The organism is Pseudomonas sp. F220, assembly GCF_057813935.1.
Window position 1 is genome coordinate 56,124 of sequence record NZ_JBVASJ010000008.1, and the last position, 25,714, is coordinate 81,837.

At 58.8% G+C, this 25,714-nt stretch carries 20 protein-coding genes; 10 read left to right on the plus strand and 10 right to left on the minus strand.

From position 1 onward, the window contains the following. Positions 1–212 precede the first annotated feature (212 nt). Complete coding sequence (gene dacB / locus ACZYSM_RS10015; RefSeq protein ID WP_489071251.1) at positions 213–1,673, plus strand: D-alanyl-D-alanine carboxypeptidase/D-alanyl-D-alanine endopeptidase; 1,461 nt, start codon at positions 213–215, stop codon at positions 1,671–1,673. Between the two features lie 196 nt (positions 1,674–1,869). On the opposite strand, the gene ACZYSM_RS10020 is transcribed toward dacB, so the two are convergent. Both ACZYSM_RS10020 and rlmKL read right to left on the minus strand, forming a co-directional pair. Next, positions 1,870–4,269, minus strand: coding sequence for a sensor domain-containing diguanylate cyclase (locus tag ACZYSM_RS10020; RefSeq protein ID WP_489071253.1), 2,400 nt, complete (start codon positions 4,267–4,269; stop codon positions 1,870–1,872). A gap of 137 nt (positions 4,270–4,406) precedes the next feature. Continuing rightward, on the minus strand, positions 4,407–6,680 hold the full coding sequence (gene rlmKL, locus ACZYSM_RS10025) for a bifunctional 23S rRNA (guanine(2069)-N(7))-methyltransferase RlmK/23S rRNA (guanine(2445)-N(2))-methyltransferase RlmL (RefSeq protein WP_489071255.1): 2,274 nt from the start codon (positions 6,678–6,680) through the stop codon (positions 4,407–4,409). 547 nt (positions 6,681–7,227) lie between these two features. On the opposite strand from rlmKL, the gene rmf reads away from it, so the two are divergent. Beyond that, a complete protein-coding gene (gene rmf, locus ACZYSM_RS10030) occupies positions 7,228–7,443 on the plus strand; it encodes a ribosome modulation factor (protein ID WP_003223300.1) in 216 nt (71 codons plus the stop codon). Positions 7,444–7,596: 153 nt separating this feature from the next. Here the strand turns inward: rmf and ACZYSM_RS10035 are convergent, their stop codons facing one another. Further along, complete coding sequence (locus tag ACZYSM_RS10035) at positions 7,597–8,616, minus strand: quinone-dependent dihydroorotate dehydrogenase (protein WP_489071257.1); 1,020 nt, start codon at positions 8,614–8,616, stop codon at positions 7,597–7,599. 248 nt (positions 8,617–8,864) lie between these two features. On the opposite strand from ACZYSM_RS10035, the gene ACZYSM_RS10040 reads away from it, so the two are divergent. The 8 genes from ACZYSM_RS10040 to cobA all read left to right on the plus strand — a co-directional run bounded on the left by ACZYSM_RS10040 (position 8,865) and on the right by cobA (position 20,620). Continuing rightward, complete coding sequence (locus ACZYSM_RS10040) at positions 8,865–10,076, plus strand: CmpA/NrtA family ABC transporter substrate-binding protein (RefSeq protein ID WP_489071259.1); 1,212 nt, start codon at positions 8,865–8,867, stop codon at positions 10,074–10,076. Between the two features lie 15 nt (positions 10,077–10,091). Next, the gene (locus ACZYSM_RS10045; RefSeq protein WP_489071261.1) at positions 10,092–10,667 is read left to right on the plus strand and encodes an ANTAR domain-containing response regulator; all 576 of its coding nucleotides are present in this window, start codon (positions 10,092–10,094) and stop codon (positions 10,665–10,667) included. A gap of 338 nt (positions 10,668–11,005) precedes the next feature. Further along, entirely contained in the window at positions 11,006–12,217 is a 1,212-nt protein-coding gene (locus ACZYSM_RS10050; RefSeq protein WP_489071263.1) for a nitrate/nitrite transporter, read from the plus strand. 7 nt (positions 12,218–12,224) lie between these two features. Next, a complete protein-coding gene (locus ACZYSM_RS10055; RefSeq protein ID WP_489071265.1) occupies positions 12,225–13,895 on the plus strand; it encodes a bifunctional protein-serine/threonine kinase/phosphatase in 1,671 nt (556 codons plus the stop codon). 471 nt (positions 13,896–14,366) lie between these two features. Continuing rightward, entirely contained in the window at positions 14,367–16,820 is a 2,454-nt protein-coding gene (gene nirB / locus ACZYSM_RS10060; protein ID WP_489071267.1) for a nitrite reductase large subunit NirB, read from the plus strand. Next, the gene (gene nirD, locus ACZYSM_RS10065) at positions 16,817–17,134 is read left to right on the plus strand and encodes a nitrite reductase small subunit NirD (protein ID WP_489071269.1); all 318 of its coding nucleotides are present in this window, start codon (positions 16,817–16,819) and stop codon (positions 17,132–17,134) included. The genes nirB and nirD overlap by 4 nt, the downstream gene beginning before the upstream one ends. Beyond that, complete coding sequence (locus ACZYSM_RS10070) at positions 17,134–19,851, plus strand: nitrate reductase (protein ID WP_489071271.1); 2,718 nt, start codon at positions 17,134–17,136, stop codon at positions 19,849–19,851. The genes nirD and ACZYSM_RS10070 overlap by 1 nt, the downstream gene beginning before the upstream one ends. A gap of 10 nt (positions 19,852–19,861) precedes the next feature. Next, positions 19,862–20,620: a uroporphyrinogen-III C-methyltransferase gene (cobA, locus tag ACZYSM_RS10075; protein WP_489071273.1), complete on the plus strand. Its 759-nt coding sequence runs from the start codon at positions 19,862–19,864 to the stop codon at positions 20,618–20,620. Positions 20,621–20,836: 216 nt separating this feature from the next. Here the strand turns inward: cobA and ACZYSM_RS10080 are convergent, their stop codons facing one another. The 7 genes from ACZYSM_RS10080 to ACZYSM_RS10110 form a co-directional block, all read right to left on the minus strand. After that, a complete protein-coding gene (locus ACZYSM_RS10080) occupies positions 20,837–21,814 on the minus strand; it encodes an OmpA family protein (protein ID WP_489071275.1) in 978 nt (325 codons plus the stop codon). A 107-nt stretch (positions 21,815–21,921) separates the two neighbouring features. Continuing rightward, positions 21,922–22,512 carry an RNA polymerase sigma factor SigX gene (sigX, locus tag ACZYSM_RS10085; protein WP_489071277.1) on the minus strand — a complete coding sequence of 197 codons (591 nt, stop codon included), beginning with the start codon at positions 22,510–22,512 and terminating at the stop codon, positions 21,922–21,924. 90 nt (positions 22,513–22,602) lie between these two features. Further along, a complete protein-coding gene (locus ACZYSM_RS10090; RefSeq protein ID WP_046053154.1) occupies positions 22,603–23,427 on the minus strand; it encodes a mechanosensitive ion channel family protein in 825 nt (274 codons plus the stop codon). Between the two features lie 2 nt (positions 23,428–23,429). Next, positions 23,430–23,678: a CrfX protein gene (locus tag ACZYSM_RS10095; RefSeq protein WP_489071280.1), complete on the minus strand. Its 249-nt coding sequence runs from the start codon at positions 23,676–23,678 to the stop codon at positions 23,430–23,432. Positions 23,679–23,741: 63 nt separating this feature from the next. Further along, the gene (locus ACZYSM_RS10100) at positions 23,742–24,737 is read right to left on the minus strand and encodes a zinc transporter ZntB (protein WP_489071282.1); all 996 of its coding nucleotides are present in this window, start codon (positions 24,735–24,737) and stop codon (positions 23,742–23,744) included. A gap of 39 nt (positions 24,738–24,776) precedes the next feature. After that, complete coding sequence (rraA, locus tag ACZYSM_RS10105; RefSeq protein WP_489071284.1) at positions 24,777–25,268, minus strand: ribonuclease E activity regulator RraA; 492 nt, start codon at positions 25,266–25,268, stop codon at positions 24,777–24,779. 102 nt (positions 25,269–25,370) lie between these two features. After that, a complete protein-coding gene (locus ACZYSM_RS10110) occupies positions 25,371–25,670 on the minus strand; it encodes a Rieske (2Fe-2S) protein (RefSeq protein ID WP_489071286.1) in 300 nt (99 codons plus the stop codon). Positions 25,671–25,714: the final 44 nt, after the last annotated feature.

Consider the following 25,714-nt stretch of genomic DNA (forward strand, 5'->3'; position numbering starts at 1 on the left):
AACGGGCGGCACTTTAGCAGTTTAAGCAACCGATTGCCCGCTTCTATAGGGCCTTACGTCCGCCGTCTGTAAAAAAATAGCCGATTAGAGGCACAGGGCACGGCACAAGCCGCTATGCCTTGGGGCATAATGCCGACACTTTCATGACCACTGAGGGAATTTATCAACATGCCCTCGTCTTTTTCCCCCTCGGCTGTAGGGTTTTACTTCACATGATCAAATCTTTGCGTCCATTGCTGCTCGCCAGTCTTCTTCTGCCCCTGGCACTGCCAGTCTCCGCCGCCCCGATCAACACCGCTTTGTCACCTAAAGTTCAACAAGCGCTCAAAGCCAGCAAACTGCAGGACAACGCCCTGTCCCTGGTGATGATTCCGCTCAACGGCCCCGGCACGCCGACGATCTTCAACGCCGATGTGTCAGTCAACCCGGCCTCGACCATGAAACTGGTTACTACGTACGCCGCGCTGGAAATGCTCGGCCCGAACCATCAGTGGAAAACCGAGTTCTACACCGACGGCACCCTGAGTGGCGGCATCCTGCACGGCAATTTGTACCTCAAGGGTGGCGGCGATCCGAAGCTGAACATGGAAAAGCTCTGGTTGCTGATGCGTGACCTGCGGGCCAATGGCGTGCAGCAAGTCACCGGCGACCTGGTGCTGGACCGCAATTTCTTCGTGCAACCGCAATTGCCGGAGTTCAATGACGACGGCAATAACGAGAACAAACCGTTCCTGGTCAAACCCGACTCGCTGATGGTCAACCTCAAGGCGCTGCGCTTCGTCGCCCGCAACGACTCGGGTAAGGTGCTGATTTCCGTCGAGCCACCGATTGCCAGCATTCACATCGACAATCAGGTCAAAGCCGTCGACACCAAGCAGTGCACCGGCAACGTGCGTTACAGCCCTATCACCCAGGCCGACGGTGGCGTGAGCGTGACGGTCAACGGTCAGTTGGGCGACGGCTGCAGCTCGCAGACCTATCTGTCCCTGCTCGACCACGCGACCTACACCGCCGGCGCCGTGCGAGCGATCTGGCAGGAACTGGGCGGCAGCATTCAGGGTAAGGATCGTCTGGCCCCCGTACCCAAAGACGCCAAGGTTCTGGCCCGGGCGTTCTCACCGGATCTGGCTGAGATCATCCGCGACATCAACAAATACAGTAACAACACCATGGCCCAGCAGCTGTTCCTCAGCCTCGGCGCCCAATTTCGCAACGACGCCGACGCCGACGACGCCAAAGCCGCCCAACGCGTAGTACGCCAGTGGCTGGCGAAGAAAGGCATTACTGCGCCGCATCTGGTCATGGAAAACGGTTCCGGCCTGTCCCGCGCCGAACGAGTCAGCGCCCGGGAAATGGGCGCTATGCTGCAGGCGGCCTGGAGAAGCCCGTACTCGGCGGAGTTCATCAGTTCGATGCCAATTGCCGGCACGGACGGCACCATGCGCAAACGCCTGAAACGCACAGCCATGGCCGGTGAAGCGCATATCAAGACTGGCACCCTGAACACCGTACGCGCCATCGCCGGCTTCAGCCGCGACAGCAACGGCAACACTTGGGCGGTGGTGGCGATCCTCAATGATCCGAAGCCATTTGGCGCGTCTTCGGTGCTCGATCAGGTGCTGCTGGATCTTTACCGTCAGCCAAAATTGGCGGCGACTGCTTCGGCGCTTTAACCCTGCGGATCCATGTGGCGAGGGGGCTTGTCCCAATGCCTGTAGGAGCGAGCTTGCTCGCGATGGACGTTAACGATAACGCGTGTTTTCTGAGTAAACGCGTCGCCCTTGAGTCCATCGCGAGCAAGCTCGCTCCTACAGGGGGGGCAGCGTTAGGACAAGCCCCCTCGCCACATGGGATTGCGTGCAGCCCTACCTACTTCAACTCCGCCTCAACCCGATCCCGCCCCGCCTGCTTCGCCACGTACACCCCAGAATCAGCCCGCAACAGCAACGCATCAGCCCCTTCACCTGCCCGCCAACTGGCAATCCCGAAGCTCGCTGTCACTGTACCCACCCCATCAATCGGCGAACTGCGCAGCCCCTGCCAAAGCTCCACCGCAAGGATACAAGCCTGCTGCCCGTTGGTGTCCGGACAAAGCACCATGAACTCCTCGCCCCCTAAACGGCAGAACACATCGGTGCGCCGCAAGCGTTGGCCAATGCGCTGACAGACACTTTGCAGCACTCGATCACCCACGGCATGACCGTGCTGATCATTGATGCGCTTGAAGTGGTCGATATCGAGCATGATTACCGCCAGCTCTCCGACATTACGCTCAACCCGGGCCATTTCGGTTGTAAGGCGCTCCTGGAAATAACGCCGATTGTGAATCCCGGTCAGGGAGTCGGTAACCGAAAGCGCGCGCAGTTCTTCCTCAACCCGCTTCAGATCAGAAATATCCGAGATATAGCCGTGCCAGAGCACCCCGCCACCCGGCAACTCTTCCGGCGTCGCCTCACCACGCACCCAGCGCAGCCCTCGCTGCGGTAGCTGCACACGGTATTCCTCACGCCACGGGCTAAGCTTCTGGGCTGAAGAACGAATCGAGGCGCGGACTCTGGCCGAGTCTTGAGGATGGATTCGCTCGAAAATCGCCTCCGCGTTTTTTTGCAGCGCATCCGGCTCAAGCTCGTAAATTTCACGAATGCCGTCACTGGCATAGATGACACTGAACGTGCCGTCGGCCGCCATCTTGAATTGGTAAATCCCGCCCGGCACATGGGCGCTGAGTTTTTTCAGCAAACTGTCCCGAGCCGCCAGCGCTTCGTGTACCCGTTTGCGCTCGGTAACATCAATGCAAATCGCCAGATGCCCAACCCAAAGGCCCAGCTCATCGAGCACCGGCGCCACCAGCATATCCACCGTCAGATGGGTGCCATTTTGACGGACCAGCGTCCACTCGCGAGCTTCATGCCCCCCCTCTTCGTCGCCCTCGACAAGCATCGCCTGGCCCATCGGGATCGGTTTTCCATAACGCCGACTCAGTTCCGCCGCTCGCGCCTGCAGCTCAGTGGGCAGGTGCAGGCTTTCCAGCGTCATGTGTTCCAGCACATCGACACTTCGATAACCGAGCATTTGCTCGGCACCGGCATTGAAGGTGCTGATCACACCGCGCAAATCCGTCGCGATAATCGCCACCTGCGTCGCCGCATTCAACACACTGCGCAGTTGTCCATGAGCACCGCGCAGTTCCTGCTCGCGCAGGCGCAATTCACGGGTGCGTTGCTCAACCAGCGCCAAGGCCCGTTTTCGCTGGCTGACCAATACATAGAGTAAGGCGCTGAGCAGGACACTCAGCAGACTGCCCAACACCACCAGGCTGATGGCCGAAGAATGATTGGCCTGCAGGAATACCGCGCTGGGCCGGATATCCACCTGATAATCGTGGTCCGCAAAGCGCAGCAAACGCGTCGCCGACAACTCACTTTGCGCCGGCCGATTGTCCGACTCATAGAGCACTTCGTGTTCGTCGCCGGTGGACAGATCGAGAATGCGTACCGCCAGGTTGTCATGACTCGCCTCGGGCAAACCGTCAGCCACCAGCTGACGAATGCTGATCGCTGCCATGACGTAACCATAGGGTTCAGATGTCGGACTTGCGCTGGATGAGCGCATGCTGACCGGTGCGACTAACAGCACGCCGCGGGCATAGGCAGGCTCGATCCCAACCATATCCATCGGTTGCGAGACCGCTAGAGATCCGAGGTTGCGGGCACGCTCCAGGGTGGAGCGACGCAAAGGCTGGGCCAGCAAGTCATAGCCAAACGGTACGCCTAGAACACTTTGCGTCTGACCGAACAACACCGGCACGTACTCATCGCGCTCGGCAGCCAGTTGCAATTGGCCCGCAGCATTCAACTCACGAATGGAAAAATCCACCAACCCTTGCGCTCGCACCTTGCGCTCGAACAACGGGCGTTCTGCGCCAGTGACTCGCGGCGCCCAATAGTAGGATTGAGTTCGGCGTAACAATGGCTTGGCGTAGCCATCAAATTGCTGGCGGGTTACCGAATCAGAGCTGATGAAAAATCGCCGCAAACTGTCGAGGCGCTGCTCCTGATCGTCGAAACGATCTTCAAGCCGGCTGTAACGCTCGCTGACCAGCAGTTGGAAGCGCTGACGCAATTGCTGCTGATACAGATTGAGCGTCGCCCAGGCCAGCAATCCCGTCAGAATAGCTCCGGCTAGCAATACCAGTATCGCGACCAGCCAGACCGAAATATTTTCGCTGATGAATCCCAAAATTTTCGGGCGCACGGCATGCAACGACATAAGCAGAACTCATAACGCCAGCGAGCTTGGGCGTCACATGGGCTTTGACTGAGTTATAGCTATTAGCCAGTAATTTAACCAGTGCAAAAAGACCCAAGAGCCTTTAAAAATCAAGGCTCTATGGATCCAATCGGCATTTAGCGGGCGGTGATTTTCCAGGCGCGGTGGATCTTGCCGTTGCGCGCAAAATCCGGGTCGATGGTTTGAGCGGTGATTTCCTCAACGGCATAACGCGTGGTGAGGTTTTCCTCGAGCTGGAACTTGCGGAAGTTGTTGGAGAAATACAACACACCGCCAGGGGCAAGACGCGCCATCGCCAGATCGATCAATTGCACCTGGTCGCGTTGCACGTCGAAGATCCCTTCCATACGCTTGGAATTAGAGAAAGTCGGCGGGTCAATGAAGATCAGGTCGAACTCGTCGCGGAAGGTATCCAGCCAGGCCATTACGTCGCCCTGCTCCAGACGGTTCTTGTCGGAGAAACCATTGAGCGACAGGTTGCGCCGCGCCCAATCCAGATAGGTTTTCGACAAATCGACGCTGGTAGTGCTGCGCGCGCCGCCCTTGGCTGCGTGCACGCTGGCGGTCGCGGTGTAGCAATACAGATTGAGGAAACGCTTGCCGGCGGCCTCTTTCTGAATCCGCAGGCGCATTGGCCGGTGATCGAGGAACAGCCCGGTGTCGAGGTAGTCGGTCAGGTTGACCAGCAGTTTAACGCCGCCTTCATTGACCTCGGTGAACTTGCCCTGGGCGCTCTGACGTTCGTACTGCTTGGTGCCGCTCTGACGCTCGCGACGCTTGACGACCACGCGACTTTTATCAATGTTCAAGGCTTGGGGAATGGCCGCCAGGGCATCGAACATACGCGCCGAGGCTTTTTCCGGATCAATGGTTTTCGGCGCGGCGTATTCCTGGACGTGAACCCAATCGCTGTACAGATCGATGGCCATCGAGTATTCCGGCATATCGGCATCGTAGACGCGATAGCACTCGACACCTTCACGCTTGGCCCATTTACTCAGCAACTTCAAGTTTTTTTGCAGACGATTGGCGAACATCTGTCCGCCTTCGCTCAGGCGTGCCTGCTCGATGACCGGCGCAACCGGTTTGATCGGATTGCCGTTCTTGTTGTACTTCTCGTACTTGCCCGGCGCCTCGATGTTGTCCGCAACTTCTACGACCGCGGCTTGCTCGCGCTCGATCTGACGCTGTTCCGGGGTGCGACGCTCGCCAGTGACGAACTGGTCCGGCGTGACCTTGATCAGCAACAATTTGCACGGCAAGGCGCCGTTCCAGAACGAATACTGTTTGTGGCTGCGGATGCCCATGCGCTTGCCCAGGTCCGGCGCGCCGGTAAATACCGCCGCTTCCCAGTTCAGGCACGCCTGACGCAGGCGCTCGCCGAGGTTCTGGTAGAGATAGAGCAGGCTCGCCTCATCACCCAGACGCTCACCGTAGGGAGGGTTACAGATCACCAGACCTTTCTGGTTCTGGTCCGGACGCGGCTCGAAGGTCGCGACTTCGCCCTGGTAGACCTTGATCCAATCGCTCAGACCGGCACGTTCGATGTTGTTGCGACCCGGCTGAATCAGCCGTGGATCGGCTTCATAACCGCGAATCCACAGCGGTGGCTTGGCCAGACCGGCGGCGGAACGCTCCGTGGCTTCTTCATGGAGTTTCTTCCACAGCGCCGGCACGTGACCGAGCCAGGCGGTGAAGCCCCACTGCTCACGTCGCAGGTTCGGTGCCATGTCGGCGGCGATCATCGCCGCTTCCACCAGGAAGGTGCCCACACCGCACATCGGGTCAGCCAGCGCGCCGCCCTCAGCAGCAATGCGCGGCCAACCGGCGCGAATCAGAATCGCTGCCGCGAGGTTTTCCTTCAGCGGTGCCGCACCTTGCTGCAGACGGTAACCGCGCTGGTGCAAGCTGTGGCCAGACAGATCGAGAGACAGAATCGCTTCGCCACGGTCCAGACGCAGGTGAATGCGCAAATCCGGATTGATCTTGTCGATGGATGGACGCTCGCCCGACGGGGTGCGCAGCTTGTCGACAATCGCATCCTTGACCTTCAGGGCGCCAAAGTGGGTGTTGTCGATGCCCGAGCCGTGGCCGCTGAACTCTACCGCCAGGGTGCCGTCATTAAGCATATGGTCCTGCCACTCGACATCCAGCACGCCGTGGTAGAGGTCTTCGGCGTCCTTCATCGGGAAGCGTTTGAGGACCAGCAACACCCGGTTAGCCAGACGCGACCACAGGCACAGGCGATAAGCCGTTTCCATGTCGGCCATGCCGCGCACGGCCGAGGTGTGCTCGCGCGCTTCCTCAAGGCCAAGCCCGATGGCTTCCTCGATAAGCAGGCCTTCGAGGCCTTTGGGGCAAGTGAGGAAGAGTTCGTAACGATCCGACATGGGAGTTCCAGGGCCTTTAAGAGCAGTAGTGAACGGGCAACGCATTGTCCGTTCGGTTTTCAATCAAGCGCTTTTCTTGAAGAGCGCTCGCGTGGCACGAAAGTGTGCCGTCCCACCCCGGCTGCTCCGCCAACCAAGAGGTTAAATGAGCTTAGATGCAGAGGCAGATAAAAAATTCGGTGCAACAAAATGTCATATTTCGACCCTTCGTCGAATAATACCCGACGACAACAGGTCGACATTCGCACTAGAGAATTAACCTCATCATCTAGTGGGAGCCTGATCATAGCGGGCTTTGCTCAAAAAGCAGGTCGCGAAACCCGTCTTACTTATGGCCTTAACACCATTATCGTTACGTCCTTATGACAAAACGATCATTCCCTCGATGTGACGCATTGGTTAGAACTCAATACAGGTTGGCGCCGCAATGACGTCAACACCTTGGCTCGCCACGCCGGCAGCGAGCCGCCAACGGCAGAAAATTTCTGCCCGACCTCGATTGAGGTCGACGGGACATTACACAGTCAACAAGTGAGGGAAACACCCTATGAGAAGACTTAAGCGTGATCCGTTGGAAAGAGCATTTTTACGCGGATATCAATATGGCGTTGGTGGCAAATCCCGTGAGCTTTGCCCATTTACTCTACCGTCGGTACGTCAAGCCTGGATTAACGGCTGGCGAGAAGGACGCGGCGACAACTGGGACGGTATGACCGGCACTGCGGGAATCCATAGACTCAACGAACTTCACGCCGTCGGCTAAACGGGGCACACATTCCGACACCACAATCTGAATACGCAACGACTTAACCATGCACGTCCCATCCGGGCGGCGGGCTACGGCCCAGGGGCTCCTTCAAGGAGCCCTTTTTTATTCCTGCTCACTTTGTAAGCCATCACGCAATCCTACAAAGACTTAACGCAGCGCTGCAATCGCATCCACCGATTGACGAATCAGCGCCGGTCCCTTGTAGATAAAGCCCGAATACAACTGCACCAGGCTCGCGCCAGCGGCGATTTTTTCAGCCGCGTGCTTGCCTTCGGTGATACCGCCCACGGCGATGATCGGCAAGCGGCCGGCCAATTCACCAGCCAGTACCTTGACGGTGTGGGTGCTCTTGTCGCGAACCGGCGCGCCGGACAGACCGCCCGCCTCGTCGCCATGCTCCATACCCTCGACGCCAACGCGGCTCAGCGTGGTGTTGGTGGCGATCACTGCATCCATGCCCGTCTCGATCAACGCTTGCGCCACCTGCACGGTTTCTTCATCGGTCATGTCCGGAGCGATCTTGATCGCCAGCGGCACTCGCTTGCCATAACGCTGCGTCAGGTCTTCCTGGCGCTGACGCAGGGCTTCGAGCAGTTGCTTGAGCGAGTCGCCAAATTGCAGGCTGCGCAAGCCCGGGGTGTTCGGCGAGCTGACGTTGACTGTCACATAGCTGGCATGGGCGTAAACTTTATCCAGGCAGATCAGGTAATCATCAACCGCGCGTTCAACCGGGGTGTCGAAATTCTTGCCGATATTGATGCCCAGGATGCCCTTGTACTTGGCCGCTGCCACCCGCGCGAGCAAGTGATCGACGCCGAGGTTGTTGAAGCCCATGCGGTTGATGATCGCCAGGGCTTGCGGCAAGCGGAAAATCCGCGGTTTCGGGTTACCCGGTTGTGGACGCGGGGTGATGGTGCCGATCTCGACGAAGCCGAAACCCAACTGGGCAAAACCATCGATGGCCGCGCCGTTCTTGTCCAGGCCTGCCGCCAAACCGACCGGGTTGGGGAAATCCAACCCCATGACATTCACCGGCATCCGCGCTGGCGCCTTGCACAACAAGCCATTGAGGCCCAAACGCCCGCCCGCGCCGATCAGGTCCAGGGACAGATCGTGGGAGGTTTCCGGGGAGAGTTTGAACAACAGCTGACGGGCCAGGGTGTACATGGGCGGGCTTGACTCGGTTGGCGGCGAAATGAGCCGGCGATTATAGCCGGGCAACGGGGCCGCAAGCGAGGTACGCGATGAAATCAACGGTGAATGGCATATGCCTTGCACCATCGATTGCATCAGCACTCATGCCAACGGCGGGATGAGTCCCACGTTGTTATTGAAAAGGACAACGGCGTCGTCACCCGCTTTTGCTTTGGCAAGGGACCTGGGTACGACGCTTTTTTATGGAGGGTGCACACCTGATGAATGAATTTCCTGCAGGCCCCTTGGCCTGGGTCAACGGCAGCGATGCCCCGGAAAAAAGCGCGATCAACCTTGGCTTCATGGCCCTGAGCGATTGCGCTTCGGTGGTGGTCGCCGCCACTCAGGGCTTCGCCCAACCCTACGGCCTGACCCTTAATCTCAAGCGCCAGTCATCCTGGGCGAACCTGCGGGACAAGCTGGTCAGCGGCGAACTGGATGCCGCCCACAGCCTGTATGGTTTGATCTACGCCGTGCACCTGGGCATCGGCGGCGTCGCAGCCACCAATATGGCCGTGCTCATGGGCCTGAACCAAAACGGCCAAAGCATCAACCTGTCCCACGGCCTGCAAGCTCTTGGCGTGACCAGTCCTGAAGCGCTTCACCAGCACGTGCACCAAAGTCGCGCAAAGCTGACCTTCGCCCAGACCTTCCCCACGGGTACCCACGCCATGTGGCTCTATTACTGGCTCGCCAGCCAAGGCATCCATCCGTTGCAGGATGTCGACAGCGTAGTGGTGCCACCGCCGCAGATGGTCGCGCACCTGCAGGCCGGGCGCATCGACGGTTTTTGTGTCGGCGAGCCGTGGTGCGCCAGCGCGGTAAAGCAGGATCTGGGATTCACCATGGCCACCACTCAAACCATCTGGCCCAATCATCCTGAAAAGGTTCTGGGCTGCACGCGTGCGTTTGTCGAGCAGTACCCCAATACCGCCCGCGCACTGGTCATGGCGATCCTCGAAGCCAGCCGCTTTATCGACCAGAGCACCGAGAACCGCCGAAGCACCGCGCAACTGTTGAGCGCACGCGAGTATCTGGACGCGCCTGTGGACTGCATCCAGCCGCGGCTGCTCGGCGACTATGCCGACGGCCTGGGCAATCGCTGGCAAGACCCTTATGCGCTGCGCTTCCATGGTGCGGGCGAGGTCAACCTGCCGTACCTCTGCGATGGCATGTGGTTCATGACCCAGTTCCGCCGCTGGGGGTTATTGCGCGACGACCCGGACTATCTCGGCGTCGCCCGTCAGGTTCAGCAATTGGAGCTGTATCGCGAGGCCGCCAGCGCCGTCGGTGTCAGTCACTCTGGCGAGGCGATGCGCAGCAGCCAATTGATCGACGGCAAGATCTGGGACGGTTCGGACCCGGCCGGCTATGCCCGCAGCTTCACACTGCACGCTATGAACGCCCCCTCCGCCCTTCTCGCCAGCCGCTGACAGGAGCCTGCGAACATGTTGCGTATCCTGCTGATCAACGACACGGCAAAGAAAGTCGGACGGCTCAAAGCTGCCCTGACCGAGGCCGGATTTGACGTAATCGACGAATCCGGGCTGACCATCGATCTGCCGGCGCGCGTCGAAACGGTGCGTCCGGATGTGATTTTGATCGATACCGAGTCACCGAGCCGCGATGTGATGGAACAAGTGGTGCTGGTCAGCCGCGACCAGCCACGGCCGATCGTGATGTTTACCGACGAACATGACCCGGACGTAATGCGCCAGGCGATCAAGTCCGGGGTCAGCGCCTACATCGTCGAAGGCATCCTCGCCTCGCGCCTGCAACCGATCCTCGACGTCGCCATGGCCCGCTTCGAAAGCGACCAGGCCTTGCGCGCACAGCTCCAGGCCCGCGACCAGCAACTCGCCGAGCGCAAGCGCATCGAACTGGCCAAAGGCTTGCTGATGAAGATGAAGGACTGCAAAGAGGAAGAGGCCTACACCCTGATGCGCCGCCAGGCCATGAGCCGCCAGCAGAAGCTGATTCAAGTGGCTGAACAGATCATTGCCATGAGTGAGTTGCTTGGCTGAAGTTCTGTTGCGTCTGTGAGGGCGTCTTCGCGAGCAGGCTCGCTCCCACAGGGGAATTGCGTCGTACATAAATCAACTGTGGGAGCGAGCCTGCTCGCGATTGGCCGCAACTCGGTTTCACCTGTTGGCACAGATCTCGCTATGTAAACCACACAGGTAACCAACGGCGGTTGCCCCACCTACGACAAAGACGTCGCACACCCCTTCGCGAAAGCGCATCGGGTTGCGGCGTTTTTTCGTTTTGGCCCCATAGCCCGGGGCCGGTGGCGCGGCCGTTACGGGCGCCCCACCTGAAAGCTCACGACTCCTTTCGAGACTCTTCACAGCTGAGGTGCGCGATGAAATCAAGCTTCTGGAAATCCGGCCATACCCCGACATTGTTCGCGGCCTTCCTCTATTTCGACCTGAGCTTCATGGTCTGGTACCTGCTCGGCCCTTTGGCGGTGCAAATCGCTACCGACCTGCAACTGACCACCCAACAACGCGGGCTGGTGGTCGCCACGCCGATTCTGGCGGGGGCCTTTCTGCGCTTTGTGATGGGCTTGCTGGCGGATCGCCTGTCACCGAAAACCGCCGGACTGATCGGTCAGGTCATCGTCATCTGCGCGCTGTTCGGCGCCTGGAAGCTGGGTATTCACAGCTATGAACAAGCACTGGTGCTCGGCCTGTTTCTCGGCATGGCCGGTGCGTCGTTCGCTGTCGCGCTGCCTCTGGCCTCGCAGTGGTATCCACCGCAGCATCAAGGCAAGGCCATGGGCATTGCCGGTGCGGGCAACTCCGGCACGGTGTTCGCGGCGTTGATTGCCCCCGTACTGGCGGCAGCTTTTGGCTGGAGCAACGTGTTCGGTTTCGCCCTGATTCCGCTGATCCTGACCCTGATAGTTTTTGCCTGGCTGGCCAAAAACGCCCCTGAGCGGCCAAAACCAAAATCCATGGCTGACTACTTCAAGGCACTGGGCGATCGCGACAGTTGGTGGTTCATGTTTTTCTACAGTGTGACCTTCGGTGGTTTTATCGGCCTGGCCAGCTCCCTGCCCGGCTACTTCAACGACCAGTACGGCCTGAGCCCGGTAACCGCTGGCTATTACACCGCTGCCTGCGTGTTCGGTGGCAGCCTGATGCGCCCGCTGGGTGGCGCCCTGGCGGATCGCTTCGGTGGCATTCGCACGTTGCTTGGCATGTACACTTTGGCGGCGATCTGCATGACCGCGGTGGGCTTCAACTTGCCAAGCTCCTACGCCGCCCTCGCCCTTTTCGTCTGCACCATGCTCGGTCTTGGTGCCGGTAATGGCGCGGTCTTCCAATTGGTACCGCAGCGTTTTCGTCGGGAGATCGGCGTGATGACTGGCCTGATCGGCATGGCTGGTGGCATCGGTGGCTTCGCACTGGCGGCCGGCATGGGCGCGATCAAACAGAGCACCGGCAGCTATCAACTGGCGCTTTGGTTTTTCGCCAGTCTCGGTGTGCTGGCCTGGTTCGGCCTGCACGGGGTCAAACGTCGCTGGAGAACCACGTGGGGTTCGGCGGCCGTGACCGCTGCGCGGGTCTAAGCGCTTAATGAGCCTGCAACTGACTTTCGCCCAGGCCAGCGCCATCGGCCCACGCGATGAAAATCAGGACGCTCTGCGCCTGGTCACCCCAGCCCCTGCGCTGGCGGCCAGTAAGGGCTATTTGTTCGCCATCGCTGATGGCGTCAGCCAGTGCGCCGACGGCGGCCTCGCCGCTCGTTCGACCTTGCAGGCTTTGGCACTGGACTACTACGCCACGCCGGAAACCTGGGGCGTGGCTCAGGCCCTCGATCGGTTGTTGCTGGCACAGAATCGCTGGCTACAGGCCAACGGTGGCGGGCAGCCATTGCTCACCACCGTCAGCGCGTTGGTGCTGCGTGGCCGGCGTTTTACCCTTGCCCATGTCGGCGACTGCCGGGTCTATCGGTGGTGCGCCGGGGAGTTGCAGCGCATTACTGAGGATCATGTCTGGGAGCAACCGGGCATGCAGCATGTACTCAAGCGCGCATTGGGTCTGGATCAGCATCTGGTGCTGGATTTTCTCGACAGTGAACTGCGCCTGGGTGAGAGCTTCGTGCTGCTCAGCGACGGCATCTGGGCAGTCCTTGGCGACATGGCGATCACCGCGATCCTGCGTGACCAGCCCGACCTCGACAGCGCCGCGCAGACGCTGGTCAACGCCGCGCACCTGGCAGGCAGCCAGGACAATGCCAGCGCCTTGTTGGTGCGGGTCGATGCCCTCGGTGAAGCGAACATCGGTGATGCGCTGATCCATTTACAGCAATGGCCGTTGCCGCCCGCGCTGAAGCCGGGTCAGTCGTTCGAAGGCTGGCAGGTCGAGGCATTACTCGGGCAGAGCCAGCAGTCTCTGCTCTACCGCGTTCGCGATGCCCAACAGCAACCCTGGCTGCTGAAAACCTTACCGGCCCACCTGCATGACGATAACCAGGCCGGGCAAGGTCTGCTGTCTGAAGAATGGTTTCTGCGGCGGGTCGCCGGTCGACACTTCCCCGAAGTGCATGCCGCCAGTCAGCGTCAGCATTTGTACTACGTGATGCGCGAATACCCAGGTTTGACCCTGGCCGAGCTGTTCGCACAAAACGGTCCGCTGCCACTGGCTCAATGGCAGGAACTGGCCGAACGCCTGTTGCGGACGGTGGGCATGCTGCATCGACGGCAGATCCTGCACCGGGATATCAAACCGGAAAACCTGTTGCTGGGTGAGGACGGCGAATTGCGTCTGCTGGATTTCGGTCTGGCGTATTGCCCTGGGCTCTCGGAGGACCAGGCGCACTTGCTTCCTGGAACGCCTAGCTACATTGCCCCGGAAGCCTTCAATGGCAACACGCCAACGCCGCAACAGGATCTGTATGCGGTGGGCGTGACCTTATATTTCCTGCTGACCGGGCAATATCCCTTCGGGGAAATCGAAGCCTTTCAACGACCACGCTTCGGGGTGCCAGTCAGCGCCAATCGCTATCGGCCGGACCTTCCGGATTGGCTGGAGCAAAGCCTGGAGCGTTCGGTTTCAGTCAATCCCGCTCAGCGTTTTGAAACGGCAGAGGAATGGTTGCTGCTATTGGAACAGGGAGAAAGACGCAGTTTGAGCGTTCGGCCCAAGCCGCTACTGGAACGAGAGCCACTGAAGGTTTGGCGGACCTTGGCACTGGTGTCGTTGCTGATCAATCTGGTGCTGCTGTATTGGGTGTTTCATGGTTGAGCACGCGCTTTTCGTAGCAGCTGGCGAAGCCTGCGTTCGGCTCGGTCCGCGTTCGGGCGAAGCGGTCGTAAAAAGCCATACCGCGTTTTTGGCAAAAAAATGGAGTCGCCTGGATTGCGACTGCTTCGCAGCCGAACGCAGCCTGGCGGCAGCTGCTACAGGATTTTGCGCTCCACTAGCGTGCGCGATGCCTTGAATCGGTGCATAAAACTCAAACCAAACGCTGAATCACGGCTCAACGCCCAATAAAACCACTCTGCGTACAACTTGGCACAACCGCTGCATTACCTCCTTCAACAGACATAAAGCGCAGCCTTCAACGACGAAGGCTGTGCTTCCCGAGAGAACGGGATCAGGACAAAGGCGTCCTCGCTAGGTAACTAGCGGGACGCCTTTTTTTGTTTGCGCAAAATTTGTCGAGCCAGTCCGACCGCCCTGATGAGGCAGGACTGAGCTCCCCCGGAGATTCTTATGAAAAAACTCAAACTGGTGATGATCGGCAACGGCATGGCGGGGGTTCGCACCCTCGAAGAATTGCTCAAGCTGAGTAACGAGCTGTACGACATCACGGTCTTCGGCGCCGAACCCCACACCAACTACAACCGCATTCTGCTATCGCCGGTGCTAGCCGGTGAGCAGACGTTCGAAGAGATCGTGCTCAACGATTTGAGCTGGTACCTGGACAACAACGTCAAACTGCTGCTCAACCGCAAAGTGGTGCAGATCGACCGGGTCAAACGCCGAGTGATTGCCGAAGATGGCACCGAAGCTGAATACGACCGTTTGCTGATCGCCACCGGCTCAACGCCGTTCATTCTGCCGATTCCTGGCAACACCTTGCAGGGCGTCATCGGCTACCGCGATATCGCCGACACCCAGGCCATGATCGACACCGCCAAAACCCACACGCACGCGGTGGTCATCGGCGGCGGCCTGCTTGGCCTGGAAGCCGCCAACGGGCTAATGCTGCGGGGCATGCACGTAACCGTGGTGCACATCGGCGAATGGCTGATGGAACGGCAACTGGACAAAACCAGTGGTGAACTGCTGCAAAACGCCCTGGAAAGTCGCGGTTTGAACTTTCGCCTGTGCGAACAGACCCAAGCCTTGCACGACGCCGGTAACGGCCGGGTCGGCTCGGTGCAATTCAAGAATGGCGACGTAATTCCTGCGGACCTGGTGGTGATGGCCGCCGGTATCCGACCGAACACCGAACTCGCAGAAAAATCCGGCATTCCCTGCAACCGCGGGATCCTGGTCAACGACACCCTGCAAACCTACGACCCACGGATCTATGCGATCGGCGAATGCGCCAGTCACCGCGGCATCGCCTATGGCCTGGTCGCGCCTCTGTTCGAACAAGCCAAAGTCTGCGCCAACCACCTCGCGCAACTGGGCTTCGCCCGCTATCAAGGCTCGGTCACCTCGACCAAATTGAAAGTCACCGGTATCGACCTGTTCTCCGCCGGCGATTTCATGGGCGGCGAAGGTACCGAAACCATCACCCTTTCCGACCCTATCGGCGGTGTCTACAAGAAGCTGGTGATCAAGGATGACGTGCTGGTCGGCGCCTGCCTGTATGGCGACACCGCCGACGGCGGTTGGTATTTCCGGCAAATCCGCGAAAACCACGGCATCGGCGAAATCCGCGACCACCTGATGTTCGGCGAAAACGCGATCGGCGATGTAGGACATCAGGGTCAGGACAAAGCCATGGGCATGGCCGACACCGCTGAAGTCTGCGGTTGCAATGGCGTATGCAAAGGCACCATCGTCAAGGCGATTCAGGAACACGGCCTGTTCAGCGTCGATGAGGTCAAGAAGCACACCAAAGCCGCCAGCTCCTGCGGCTCCTGTGCCGGGTTGGTGGAGCAGATCCTGATCAACACCGTCGGTGGCGCGGCAGACGTCAAACCAAAAAGCGAAAAAGCCATCTGTGGCTGCAGCGACCTCAATCACGGGCAAATCCGCCAGGCGATCCGCGAGCAGCATTTGCTGACCATCGCCGGGACCATGAGCTACCTGAACTGGCGCACGCCCAACGGCTGCGCCACCTGCCGTCCGGCGCTGAACTACTACCTGATTTCCGCCTGGCCGGGGGAAGCCAAGGACGACCCGCAATCGCGCCTGATCAACGAACGGGCCCACGCCAATATCCAGAAAGACGGCACTTACTCGGTGGTTCCACGGATGTGGGGCGGCGTGACCAACCCTTCCGAGCTGCGGCGCATCGCGGATGTGGCGGACAAATACAACGTGCCGATGGTCAAGGTCACCGGCGGTCAGCGTATCGACTTGCTGGGAATCAAGAAGCAAGACTTGCCGGGTGTCTGGAAAGACCTCGACATGCCGTCCGGCCACGCCTACGGCAAATCCATCCGTACCGTGAAGACCTGCGTCGGCAGCGAGTTCTGCCGCTTCGGTACGCAAAACTCCACCCAACTGGGTATCGAGCTGGAACATGACCTGTTCAACATGTGGTCGCCGCACAAGGTCAAGCTGGCGGTCTCCGGCTGCCCACGCAACTGCTCGGAAGCCGGAATCAAGGACGTCGGCATCATCGGTGTGGATTCGGGCTGGGAGATGTACATCGGCGGCAACGGCGGGATCAAAACCGAAGTTGCAGAGTTCTTCGTCAAGCTGAAAACCGCCGACGAAGTGCGCGAGTACAACGGCGCTTTCCTACAGCTTTACCGCGAAGAAGCCTTCTACCTGGAACGCACCGTGCACTACCTGCAACGGGTCGGCATGGAGCACATCAAGAAAGCCGTGCTGGAAGACCCGCAGAGACGCAAGGCACTGAATGATCGTCTGCAATTCTCCCTGTCGTTCGAGCAAGACCCGTGGAAAGAGCGCCTGGAACAGCCGCTGCTGAAGAAGGAATTCGACACCATCACCGTGAAACAGCTTGAGGTATCGCTATGAACTGGCTGGATATCTGCGCACTGGAAGAAATCAACACCCTCGGCTCGCGCATCATCAATGGCCCAAAAGGTGATATCGCGATCTTTCGTACAAGTGACAATGAAGTTTTCGCCCTCGATGATCGCTGCCCACACAAAGGTGGCCCGCTCTCACAAGGCCTGATCTACGGCAAGCGCGTTGCCTGCCCGCTGCACAACTGGCAGATCGACCTGGAATCCGGCGAAGCCCAAGCGCCGGACATTGGCTGCGCGCACCACCATCCGGCACGCGTGGAGAATGGTCGGGTCATGCTGGCACTGCGGGACGCAGGCTGATGAACCGCCAGACGACCGCCTCGACCTGCTGTTATTGCGGGGTCGGTTGCGGCGTACTGATCGAGCATGATGGCGAGCACATCCTCGGCGTCAGCGGCGATCCGACGCACCCGGCCAACTTCGGCAAGCTGTGCAGCAAAGGCGCCAGCCTGCACCTGACGGGCGACCTCGCGGCGCGGGCGCTGTACCCGGAACTGCGGCTGAGCAAAAGCCTGGCCCGCAGCCGCACCGATTGGGACACCGCGCTGGATCACGCAGCCAATGTGTTTGCCGACACCATCACCGAGCACGGCCCGGACAGCGTGGCGTTCTACATTTCCGGGCAACTGCTGACCGAGGACTACTACACCTTCAACAAGCTGGCACGAGCGCTGGTCGGCACCAATAACATCGACAGCAATTCACGGCTGTGCATGTCTTCGGCGGTGGTTGGCTACAAACGCAGCCTCGGTGCCGACGCCCCGCCGTGCAGCTATGAAGACCTTGAGCTGAGCGACTGCGTGATGATCGTCGGCAGCAACATGGCCTACGCCCACCCGGTGCTGTTTCGTCGCCTGGAAGAAGCCAAAAGTCGCCGGCCGCAGATGAAAGTCATCGTCATCGACCCGCGACGCACCGATACCTGCGATCTGGCGGACCTGCACATGGCCATTCTGCCGGGCACCGATGTCGCGCTGTTTCATGGGATTTTGCACCTGCTGCTGTGGGAAGACTGGGTCGACCGTGAGTTCATCAAGGCCCACACCGAAGGCTTGGCCGAACTGAAAAACCTGGTGCGCGATTACACCCCGCAAATGGTCGCGCAGCTGTGCGGGATCAGTGTCGAGCAGCTGCAGCAATGTGCGGAGTGGATTGGCACCTCGCCAAGCTTTCTGTCGCTGTGGTGCATGGGGCTCAACCAGTCCACGGCCGGCAGTGCGAAAAACAGCGCGCTGATCAACTTGCACCTGGCCACCGGGCAAATCGGCCGACCTGGTGCCGGCCCCTTCTCCCTGACGGGTCAGCCGAATGCCATGGGCGGTCGCGAAACCGGCAGCCTGTCGAACTTGCTGCCGGGCCACCGCGAGGCCGCCAACCCTGAACACCGGGCAGAAGTCGCAGCCTATTGGGGTGTCGAGCGCTTGCCCGAAAGCACCGGACTGACCGCCATCGAGCTCTTCGAGCAAGTCCAGAGCGGCAAGATCAAAGCCCTGTGGATCGCTTGCACCAACCCGGCTCAATCGCTGCCGGATCAGAATGCGGTGCGCGAGGCCTTGAAGGCTTGTCCGTTCGTTGTCCTGCAGGAAGCCTTTCGCACGACGGAAACCGCGCCGTTTGCCGACCTGTTGTTGCCCGCCGCCAGCTGGGGCGAGAAGGAAGGCACGGTCACCAATTCGGAACGGCGTATTTCCCACGTTCGCCGCGCCATTACCGCACCCGCAGAAGCCCGGGCAGACTGGGCGATCACCGTGGATTTCGCTCAGCGCCTGGAACAGCGCCTGCGCCCTGGACAGCCAAGCCTGTTCGCCTTCAACGATCCGGCACAGGTGTTCGATGAATACAAAGAGCTGACCCGCGACCGTGACCTCGATCTGTCCGGCATCAGCCATGCCCTGCTCGACCAAATCGGCCCGCAACAATGGCCCTTCCCTCGAGGAGCACAACGCGGCACGGTGCGTTTGTATGGCGACGGTATCTTTCCGACACCCAGCGGTCGGGCGAGCTTCGTTGCTGACCCCTACCGCGCCGCCAAGGAGCAGCGCGACGCCCGCTTCCCACTGACGCTGATCACCGGGCGCCTGCGCGATCAATGGCACGGCATGAGCCGCACCGGCACGGCTGCTCAACTGTTCGGACACGTCAGCGAAGCCGTTCTGAGCCTGCACCCTGACGAGTTGCGCCGACACAGGCTACAAACCGGGGATCTGGTCAGCCTGAAAAGCCGTCGGGGCAGCCTGATCGTCGCGGTGGATAGCGATGACAGCGTGCGCCCAGGTCAAGCCTTCCTGCCCATGCACTGGGGCGATCGCTTCCTCAAGGGCGGTATCAATACCGTCACGCAACCGGCATTCGACCCACTGTCCAAACAACCGGAACTCAAACACAGCGGCGTGCGCATTGAGCCGGTGCAGTTGCCATGGCATCTGTTCGCCTTGATCGAAGGCGATGTGCAGAAGCATTTCGAGGCCCTGAGACCGCTCTGTGAGGGCTTTGCCTACGTCAGCCTCAGCCTGACCGGCCGCGAGCGTCCGGCGCTGTTGATTCGTGCTGCAAGCGCTCAGGCACCCGATCCGCAGATGCTCAGGGACATTGATCAACTGTTGGGGCTCAACGACGGACCGGTATTGGCCTATGACGACCCGCGGCGCTCCATTGGTAAACGGGTCCGGATCGAGAATGGGCGAATCACTGCCATTCGCCTGGCCGGAGAAACCCTTGCCCGGCATTGGCTACAAAACCTGTGGCTCGAGGGGAGCGCCGACGAGCAATTGCGTCGCTGGCTACTGGCGCCGCTAAGCACCCCGCCAGGCAACGCCAGCAGCTCCGCCTCCAGTAGTAAAACCTTATGCAACTGCAAAAACGTCAGCGAAAGAGCGGTGTGTGCCGGCATCAGCCGCGGCCTGGATTTGAATGGTTTGAAACAAGAATTGGGCTGCGGCACTCAATGCGGCTCCTGCGTACCGGAAATCAAGCGTCTGTTGGCTGTCACCGCCCAACCGATAGCCATCACTTCGTGAGGAATTGAACATGAGCGCAAAAGTCTGGCTGGTGGGTGCAGGTCCTGGCGACCCCGAGTTGCTGACCCTCAAAGCCGTGCGGGCACTGGGGGACGCCGATGTGGTGCTGATCGATGATCTGGTGAACGACGCCGTCCTGGTTCATTGCCCAACGGCTCGCATCATCCCCGTGGGTAAACGCGGGGGCTGTCGCTCCACGCCGCAAGCGTTCATTCATCGCTTGATGCTGCGCTATGCCCGCCAAGGCAAATGCGTGGTGCGGCTCAAGGGCGGTGATCCGTGCATTTTCGGACGCGGCGGTGAAGAAGCGCAGTGGCTGAGAACCCATGGAATAGAGGTCGAACTGGTCAATGGCATCACCGCAGGTCTTGCCGGTGCCACACAATGCGATATCTCGTTGACGCTGCGCGGCATCAGCCGTGGTGTGACCCTGGTGACCGCCCACACTCAGGATGACAGCAGCCTGAACTGGCAGGCTTTGGCCCAAAGCGGCACGACGCTGGTGATTTACATGGGCGTTGCCAAGTTGGGCGAAATTCGCGACCAATTGCTAGCCGGTGGTCTTGCGGCGGATACACCCGTGGCGATGATCGAAAACGCTTCGCTACCCCAGCAAAGGGAATGTCGGAGCGATCTGACAGCCATGCAGGAAGATGCCCTCGCCTTCCAGCTCAAAAGCCCTGCCATTCTGGTGATTGGAGCGGTGGCGGCCTATGAAGACGCCAAAAGATCGCAGCCTACAGCTTGGCGTTCAGAGGCGGCCCTGTAGGAGCTGCCGCAGGTTCGGGCCGCGTTCGGACGATCTGTTGATCTTGATCTTCGGTACTCCCTGCACCGTCAAAAGATCGCAGGCTGCGCCAGCTTCTACTCCGATCGCATACCTCCGCCATTGCCGAACGAACGCCAATCTCCTACAAGCCAAATCACCAAATCGCAGACAAAGAAAAGCCCGGCCTAAGCCGGGCTTTTCAGAGCTGCAAGCTAATTACTGAGCTTGAGCTTCTACCTTCGCTTCTACGCGACGGTTAACAGCGCGACCAGCTTCAGTTGCGTTATCAGCAACTGGGCGGGATTTGCCGTAGCCAACAGACTGAACGCGGGACGGTGCAACACCATACTGGTTGGTCAGAACCTGTTTAACGGCGCTAGCGCGACGCTCGGACAGTTTCTGGTTGTAAGCGTCAGGACCGACGGAGTCAGTGTGACCTTCAACAGTAGTAGTGGTGCTTGGGTACTGTTTCATGAAGTCAGCGAGGTTTTTGATGTCGCCGTAGCTGTTAGGCTTGACTACCGACTTGTTGAAGTCGAACTTCACGTCCAGCTCAACACGAACAACTTCAGCAACCGGAGCTTCTGGTGCTGGCTCAGCTACTGGAGCTGGAGCTGGAACTGGTGCAGGAGCAGGCTTGTTGCCGCCACCGAAGTTAACACCCAGACCGATCACAGGAGCGTAGTCCCAACGACCGTTGTCCAGCTTGTAGTCGGCTTCAACGCCAGCACGAGCGTACAGGTTGTCAGTGATGTACCACTTGGCGCCAGCGCCAGTGGTCAGGAAGGTGGACTTGTCACGACCAGTGTGACCGTCAGCAGCGACGTTGGTCATGCTGCCGTGGGATACACCGCCTTCAACGTAAGGACGCACTGGGCTGCCAACTGGCAGGAAGTGGTACTGGGCTTTCAGACCGAAGTGATCGCCTTTGATCTTCTGGCTGCCAGTGTCGTTGTTCGAACGAGTGTAATCGTCTTTCTCGTAAGTAGCGTTGACCGAAACGTCGTCGGTCAGGAAGTAACCGATCGAAACGCCTGGACGGCGACCGTCTTCAACGTCGTTGATGCTGTCGTTGTACTGCTTCTTGTAGAAAGCCTCACCCTCGACCGCGCCTTGGCCTTGTGCCAGAGCGCCGAACGAAGTAGCGGCAATAAGAGAACCAATGGCAAAGCCCAAGGTGTTTTTCAGTTTCATCCGTTAAATCCCCATCTGGTGATTGTAAAGCAGTCCCGCAAACCGGGGGACAACTCGGCGGCAAGTCTAACAGAACTTGCCTGAACGTAAGAGATATTTGCGCCGAACTAAGTTTCAGCAATGCTTGCAAATTTCTCACGCAATTTATCAAGAGCACGCTTGTAACGCATTTTTGTTGCACTCAAACCCATGTGCATTATGTCTGCGATCTCCTGAAATTCCAGCTCTGCGACAAATCGTAGCACCAGAATTTCCCGATCGATCGGGTTCACATACACTAACCAGCGATCAAGTCCACCCTTATCCTCAGGTTTCGGCATCTTCTCTTCAGATGCTTCCTCGAGGGGGTCAAGACTCAAAGCGTCCATCAAGCGACGCTTTCGCCGTTCCTTCCGATACTGCGTGATGCATTCGTTGTACGTGATGCTGTACAGCCATGTCTTGAACTTCGATTTTCCCTCGAAGTTCTTCAAGCCGTACAACACCTTCAACATCACTTCCTGACAGACATCATCTGCGTCACGATCGTTCCCTAAATATCGTGCACAAACGTTGAATAGGGTTCTCTGATAGCGCCGCATCAACTCTTCATAGGCGCGTGTTACGTGAAACAGCTCCCCATGCGAACGCTCAACCAACTCCTCATCGGAGAGTTCTCGGGGGTCGTAGCGCATGGATAGCGATTGGGCTTTATTCAAAACGAGTCGGGCCGACAGTCAGGTCAATGTCCGCCGCTGCCTGTGTTAGCGGGCATTTTGCGGCGGCATACAGTAGCAGGGTTTGCCGGGTTAGCGGCTACTTACATGCTGTTCCAGCAGAATCCGGTTGGAGAGAGAGACTAGCTCACCCTCATCCGTCAGCAATGTAGTTTTAACCGTGCCGATCTCTTCGATCTGACCTTCGACCTCGCCAACACGTACTTGTTGCCCAACCTGATACAACTCACGCACATAAATTCCCGCAAGAATTTGCCCGGCAATTTCCCTGCTTCCCAACCCCATGGCCAAGGCAACTGCCAGACCAACGGTTATCAACACAATCACGATCACATGGTTGAGCAGGTCAGTTTTGACCTCCAACTGGCTGATCGCGACCGAAATACTGATGATGATCACCAAGCCTTGAGCAATACGCCCAAGACCTGCGGCGTAATCCAGGCCTACGCCTTCTGCCGCGCCACGCACCAGCCCATTGGCCAGCTGCGCCAGCAACACCCCTACCAACAGCACCAGCGCGGCGCCGAATACTTTCGGCACATACAGCGCCAACATATCGAGCGTAGCCGAAACTCGCTCAAGACCAAGTGATTCTGCGGCAGAAACCAGAAAAATCAGCAAGACGAACCAATAAACGATCTTGCCGATCAATGTCGAGATCGGAACCTGAAGGCCCGCACGGGACAGCAACTTGGTCAAACCGGTACCGCCCATCAGGCGATCGAGGCCCAGTTTGGCCAGTAATTTGGAGAGTAAGGTGTCGAGCAGCTTGGCCACGACAAAACCCAACAGCAGCACAACCAGTGCGCCGAACAGGTTAGGAATGAAGTTCGCTACCTTGGTCCACAACGCAGTCATCGCAGTGACGAGGCTCTGAGTCCAGAGATCAAGTTCCATATTCAATCAGCCTTATCAGCAGTGCGGGCGTTAGGTTTAGGGCGACGGGAAACCGGCAAGACGTGGGCCGAACCGTTATTGAGGGCAATCATCAGCGCCGGCAACCAGCGCCCCAGCAAACTGAACAGATCACCCGCTCCCACCTGACGGTTGGCGGTTTTCAGTACGCGGCCCAGGCAAGCATCGTCGTCACGGTTGGACACCGTCGCGTTAAGCATGTCACGCAAAGACTGTTCGAACGGATCGTGCATACGCACCTCTCGGGATGTCTGTGAAAGACGCGATCAAAATTCTTCAGGTCACATGCCAAAACATCAGACCCATCGTAAACGCCGGAATAACCACCATTGACCCAGAGCCACGGAGACCATCATCAGACAGGCGATGACGAAGCCGTACGGGTTCCCTGAGAAGGGCACGCCACCGACATTTATCCCTAGCAAACCGGTCAAAAAACTCATCGGCAGAAAGATCCCGGTGATGATTCCGAAGCGGTACATCGTGCGATTCATCCGCACGTTCAGACGCCGATCGTCGGTCTCCAGCACAAGCCCCACGCGCTCTCTGGTCAATTCCAGCTCTTCCAGGTAGCGCGTCAGGCTGTTGTTCAATTCGTTCCAGTAGTCGCCATCGTCATCGACGAACCACGGTAATTTGATCCGGGAAAGCTGACCAAAAATATCCCGCTGCGGAGCCAGGAAACGTTTCAGCCCGGCAGCCCGCCGACGGATCTGCAAAACGGATCCATGCTCCGGCGCATACCGTTCGTCGGAATCCAGCTTTTCTTCTTCATCGTCGACGATTTCCGAGAGATCGCTGACCAGATCCTGGACCTTGTGCGTCAGGTACTGAGCCATATAAAGGATGAGTTCAGAAGCCGTTTTCGGTCCTTTTCCTTCGGTCAGCTGTACCAGCAGCTCATCAGTGGCCCGCAAGGGGCGCAAGCGCAATGAAATGACGCGTTGAGCTGAAGCGAAAATCCGTACCGAGACCATATCTTCCGGCTCGGCCCCGGGATTGAGGTTAATCCCGCGCAAAAATAGCAGCAGTTCGCTGTCCGGCAACGGCAGCAGCCGTGGTCGGGTATTTTCTTCAAGCAGCAAATCGCAGCTGAACTCACTCAGACCACTGGATTTACGCAGCCAGGTCTGGGTTTGCGGGTGACTGCGATCCCAATGCAGCCAAAGGCTTTCATGGGGATGCAGTTGCAGGTCATCCAGTTCAGTCCGGGCAATCGAACGCGCACTGCCTTTACCATCCAGCACCAGGGCATGAACCAGCCCCCACTGCGCGTTTTCTTCCTCGAACATCCTTACCCCTTTATTAAAAATCGACGGCTGCTCGACGCTTTACTCAGGCATCTTCAGCGGGCTTGGCGAGATGATCACGCCGTTATTGTCCGCATAGATGTACTCGCCTGGACGAAACGTCACGCCGGCAAAGGTCACAGCAACGTTGAGATCACCAACGCCGCGCCTGTCGGTCTTCATCGGGTGACTGGCGAGGGCCTGCACGCCCAGATCGGTTTGCGCAATGACGTCGACATCACGGATGCAGCCGTAGATCACCAGCCCTTCCCAACCGTTTTTCGCGGCTTTCTCGGCCAGCATGTCGCCCAACAACGCACGGCGCAGTGAACCACCGCCATCGACCACCAGTACCTTGCCGTTCCCTTTGAGTTCGACCTGCTCCTTAACCAGCGAGTTGTCTTCGAAGCACTTGATGGTCACGATTTCGCCGCCGAAGGAATCACGACCACCAAAATTGCTGAACATCGGTTCGAGCACCTGTACCAGTTCCGGGTAGGCGTCGCACAGATCGGGAGTAAGGTAATGGTTCATCGAGAAACTCCTGTAAGGGAAAAAACACGATAGAGAGAGCCGAAAATCGCAGGGGTTACGCTAATAAAACGAGCTCCGGCGACGGATGTTCAAGGCCTGAGCTTAGACGTCGACCCCAATGCGGTCACCATCATAGACCAGTTTCAGCATGTTCAAACCCGGACAGGACGGCTGCAAGGCACGCCCGCTGGGCAATTGAAACTCAATGCCATGGCGCATGCAGCGCAGCACATTGCCGCTCAGCGTGCCCGCCGACAGCAGCGCACCTTGATGGGGGCAGCTGTCTTCGAACAGTAATGGCTGATTATCCAGCACCAGCAAAAGCACGCTACGTCCACCGACCTGAAAAGTCCGTCGGTAACCTTCTTCCAGATTGATCAGACGCTCAAGCGATACGAACATAAATGCTGACTCAGTAACTGAAAGTGACCAAAACAGCCCAGTGC

What these genes read in the sequence shown, in the direction of transcription:
- dacB (WP_489071251.1), top strand. Translation starts at nt 213, where the DNA reads ATGATCAAATCTTTGCGTCCATTGCTGCTCGCCAGTCTTCTTCTGCCC.
- ACZYSM_RS10020 (WP_489071253.1), bottom strand. Translation starts at nt 4,269, where the DNA reads ATGTCGTTGCATGCCGTGCGCCCGAAAATTTTGGGATTCATCAGCGAA.
- rlmKL (WP_489071255.1), bottom strand. Translation starts at nt 6,680, where the DNA reads ATGTCGGATCGTTACGAACTCTTCCTCACTTGCCCCAAAGGCCTCGAA.
- rmf (WP_003223300.1), top strand. Translation starts at nt 7,228, where the DNA reads ATGAGAAGACTTAAGCGTGATCCGTTGGAAAGAGCATTTTTACGCGGA.
- ACZYSM_RS10035 (WP_489071257.1), bottom strand. Translation starts at nt 8,616, where the DNA reads ATGTACACCCTGGCCCGTCAGCTGTTGTTCAAACTCTCCCCGGAAACC.
- ACZYSM_RS10040 (WP_489071259.1), top strand. Translation starts at nt 8,865, where the DNA reads ATGAATGAATTTCCTGCAGGCCCCTTGGCCTGGGTCAACGGCAGCGAT.
- ACZYSM_RS10045 (WP_489071261.1), top strand. Translation starts at nt 10,092, where the DNA reads ATGTTGCGTATCCTGCTGATCAACGACACGGCAAAGAAAGTCGGACGG.
- ACZYSM_RS10050 (WP_489071263.1), top strand. Translation starts at nt 11,006, where the DNA reads ATGAAATCAAGCTTCTGGAAATCCGGCCATACCCCGACATTGTTCGCG.
- ACZYSM_RS10055 (WP_489071265.1), top strand. Translation starts at nt 12,225, where the DNA reads ATGAGCCTGCAACTGACTTTCGCCCAGGCCAGCGCCATCGGCCCACGC.
- nirB (WP_489071267.1), top strand. Translation starts at nt 14,367, where the DNA reads ATGAAAAAACTCAAACTGGTGATGATCGGCAACGGCATGGCGGGGGTT.
- nirD (WP_489071269.1), top strand. Translation starts at nt 16,817, where the DNA reads ATGAACTGGCTGGATATCTGCGCACTGGAAGAAATCAACACCCTCGGC.
- ACZYSM_RS10070 (WP_489071271.1), top strand. Translation starts at nt 17,134, where the DNA reads ATGAACCGCCAGACGACCGCCTCGACCTGCTGTTATTGCGGGGTCGGT.
- cobA (WP_489071273.1), top strand. Translation starts at nt 19,862, where the DNA reads ATGAGCGCAAAAGTCTGGCTGGTGGGTGCAGGTCCTGGCGACCCCGAG.
- ACZYSM_RS10080 (WP_489071275.1), bottom strand. Translation starts at nt 21,814, where the DNA reads ATGAAACTGAAAAACACCTTGGGCTTTGCCATTGGTTCTCTTATTGCC.
- ACZYSM_RS10090 (WP_046053154.1), bottom strand. Translation starts at nt 23,427, where the DNA reads ATGGAACTTGATCTCTGGACTCAGAGCCTCGTCACTGCGATGACTGCG.
- ACZYSM_RS10095 (WP_489071280.1), bottom strand. Translation starts at nt 23,678, where the DNA reads ATGCACGATCCGTTCGAACAGTCTTTGCGTGACATGCTTAACGCGACG.
- ACZYSM_RS10100 (WP_489071282.1), bottom strand. Translation starts at nt 24,737, where the DNA reads ATGTTCGAGGAAGAAAACGCGCAGTGGGGGCTGGTTCATGCCCTGGTG.
- rraA (WP_489071284.1), bottom strand. Translation starts at nt 25,268, where the DNA reads ATGAACCATTACCTTACTCCCGATCTGTGCGACGCCTACCCGGAACTG.
- ACZYSM_RS10110 (WP_489071286.1), bottom strand. Translation starts at nt 25,670, where the DNA reads ATGTTCGTATCGCTTGAGCGTCTGATCAATCTGGAAGAAGGTTACCGA.